This is a genomic window from Acidisoma sp., from assembly GCF_035492295.1.
Lineage (GTDB): Bacteria > Pseudomonadota > Alphaproteobacteria > Acetobacterales > Acetobacteraceae > Acidisoma.
The window spans coordinates 1-2866 of sequence record NZ_DATJJK010000145.1 but is presented as its reverse complement, the minus strand read 5'-3'; the positions used below and the strand labels follow the sequence as shown (position 1 = coordinate 2866).

Here is a 2866-nt window from a genome sequence, read left to right as displayed (position 1 = left end):
TTCCCCGAAGGCACCAAGCTCGTCATCGTCTTCCGCCCGATCGCGGATGGGCAGGAGGCCGGCGGGGTCGAGGTTCCGGGCGAGATCATCGCTGGCGAGGGTGATGTAATACTCAATGAAGGCCGCTCGCGGGTGACGATCGCGGTGCTCAATACCGGCGACCGTGATATCCAGGTGCGCAGCCACAGTCATTTTTTCGAGGCCAATCCGGCGCTCGATTTCGACCGCCGAGCCTCCTTCGGCTTCCGCCTGGATGTCCCATCGGGGTCCGGCTTGCGCTTCGAGCCTGGGATTCGCCGTGAGGTCACGCTCGTCGCGATGGCAGGGGACCGCATCGTGCAGGGGCAGGCCGGGCTCACACGGGGCGCGCTCGACGATCCGGCGATCCGCGATGCCGCCATCGCCGCCGCTATGGCGCGCGGCTACCGGGGAATATGAGCATGGCTCGGATGTCTCGCGCCGATTACGCGGCGACCTTCGGCCCCACGACGGGGGATATGGTGCGCCTGGGTGATACCGGGCTGCTCGCCGAGATTGAGTGCGATTACACGCAGTACGGGGATGAGCTGACGACCGGCGCGGGCAAGGCCATGCGCGACGGCGAGGGCTTCCAGACGACAGGCACGGCCGCCTCCGGCGCGCTGGACGTCGTCATCCAGAACGCGACCATCATCGACGCGGTCCAGGGCATCGTGAAGGCCGATATCGGCATCCGCGATGGGCTGATCGTGGGTATCGGCAAGGCGGGCAATCCAGACATCATGGCCGGCGTCGACCCGCTGCTGCGCTGCGGCCCCAATACCGCCGTGCATCACGGCGAGCCCTTCATCGTGACCGCTGGCGCGGTTGAGGCGCATGCGCATTTCCTCTGTCCTCAGCAGAGCGACCAAGCGCTCGCCGGTGGCACGACGACGATGATCGGCATGTCGCCCGGGCCGCATTTCGACGTTTCTTGTTCAGGTCCCAATGTGCTCGGGCAGCTCATCCAGGCAGCGGAATTCTCGCCGCTCAATTTTGGCTTCCTCGGCCGTGGTTGTTCAGATCCGGGCGCGGTCGAGGAATCGGTCTCGGGCGGCGCGCTCGGGATCAAGATCCATGAGGATTTCGGCGCCTCCGGCGCGGTAATCGACGGCGTGCTGATAGCCGCCGACCGCCATGATTTTTCGGTCAGCGTGCATACCGACACGATCAACGAGTTTGGCTTTTGTGAGGACACGCTGCGCAGCATCGCCGGTCGTTCGGTCCATATGTTCCACACTGAGGGCGCCGGCGGCGGCCATGCGCCGGACCTGTTGCGGGTCAACAGCGAGCCCTATGTCCTGCCATCCTCCACCAACCCAACCAATCCCTTCACGCCCTATGCGCTGAATGAGGGATTGCCAATGACGATGCTAGCCCATGCCATGAACTGGCGGTTGACGGAGGATCTGGCCTTCGCCGAATCCCGTGTTCGCCCGCAGACCATGATGGCCGAGGATTTTCTGCACGACATGGGCGCGATTTCGATTTTCGCGACCGACAGCCAAGGCATGGGCCGCTTGGCGGAGAATGTCGCGAAATGTTGGCAGCTCGCGGGCGTGATGAAGCGGCGCATCGGGCGCCTGCCGGAGGAGCGCACGGCGCGGGCGGATAACGAACGCATCAAGCGCTATATCGCGAAACTCACCATCAACCCGGCCATCGCGGCCGGCATCGCAGGCCATGTCGGCAGCATTCAGCCCGGCCGCATGGCCGATCTCGTCTTCTGGCCGCGCGCGAGTTTCGGCATCAAGCCCAGGGCCGTGATGAAGAGCGGCTATATCGTCTGGGCGACGGCCGGGGACGGCAATGGCAGCATGTTGGACAGCGAACCCAATATCCAGCGGCCGATGTGGGGCAGCATGGGCGGTTCGCCGGCCCGGCTTGGCGTCACCTTCGTCTCGCGGCTGGCGATCGAGGCGGACCGGCACCACAGGCTCGGTCTGCGAAAAGCCTTCGTGCAGATCGACAATGTTCGCAGCCTCGGCAAGCGCGACATGCTGCATAATGATGCGATGCCGAAGATCGAGGTTGATTCCGAGACCTTCGAAGTCCGGGCCGATGGCGCGCTTCTCGCGGCCGAGGCCGCAACCCATGTGCCGCTCAGCCGGAGTTATATGCTGCGATGACTGACATGATCGCTCCCGATGCGAAGGCGCGTGGTGCCGCGCGCGTCGGCATTGGCGGGCCGGTGGGCTCGGGCAAGACCGCGCTGCTCGAACGTCTCGTCCCGGTCCTGCTCGCGCGCGGGCTGGAGGTTGCCGTCGTCACCAATGATCTGGTGACGCAGGAGGATGCCGAGCGGCTGCGCCGCGCCGGTATCCTGGCGCCTGAGCGCATCCTGGCGGTGGAGGCCGGCGCCTGCCCGCATACCGTGATCCGCGAGGATCCGACGCTGAACATGGAGGCAGCGGCGTCTCTCGACCGCACCTTCCCCAATCTCGATCTCATCCTGATCGAAAGTGGTGGAGACAACCTTGCTTCCACCTTTTCGCTCGATCTCGTGGATTACTGGCTGTTCGTGATCGACGTGGCGGGCGGGGACGACATTCCCCGTAAGCGTGGCCCGGGTGTGATCCAGGCTGATCTTCTCGTCGTCAACAAGACGGATCTGGCGCCGCATGTCGGCGTCGATCTGCCGCGCATGGCAGAGGAGGCGCGCGCCGTGCGAAAGGGCCGGGCGACGCTGCTGACCAATTGCCGCACCGGCGAGGGCGTGGAGGCGGTGGCCGAGGCGATCTGCGGTGCCGTGCTATATGGGGCAGGGGCGTGGACGACGGCTGCCAGTTAGACCTCGCCTTCGCCCCCGGCTCGGCCGGCCGCACCCAGCTCGTCCGTCGGCATATCG

General features: G+C 65.5%; 3 protein-coding genes. All 3 read left to right on the top strand.

The annotated features are described in order from the left end of the window. A partial coding sequence (locus VL752_RS10385; RefSeq protein ID WP_408863096.1) for an urease subunit beta occupies nt 1-438 on the top strand: 438 nt, incomplete at its 5' end. A 2-nt stretch (nt 439-440) separates the two neighbouring features. Beyond that, nucleotides 441-2147: an urease subunit alpha gene (ureC, locus tag VL752_RS10380; RefSeq protein ID WP_325354845.1), complete on the top strand. Its 1707-nt coding sequence runs from the start codon at nt 441-443 to the stop codon at nt 2145-2147. Continuing rightward, complete coding sequence (ureG, locus tag VL752_RS10375; RefSeq protein WP_325354843.1) at nt 2144-2809, top strand: urease accessory protein UreG; 666 nt, start codon at nt 2144-2146, stop codon at nt 2807-2809. The genes ureC and ureG overlap by 4 nt, the downstream gene beginning before the upstream one ends. Nucleotides 2810-2866 lie beyond the last annotated feature (57 nt).

What these genes read in the sequence shown, in the direction of transcription:
- ureC (WP_325354845.1), top strand. Translation starts at nt 441, where the DNA reads ATGGCTCGGATGTCTCGCGCCGATTACGCGGCGACCTTCGGCCCCACG.
- ureG (WP_325354843.1), top strand. Translation starts at nt 2,144, where the DNA reads ATGACTGACATGATCGCTCCCGATGCGAAGGCGCGTGGTGCCGCGCGC.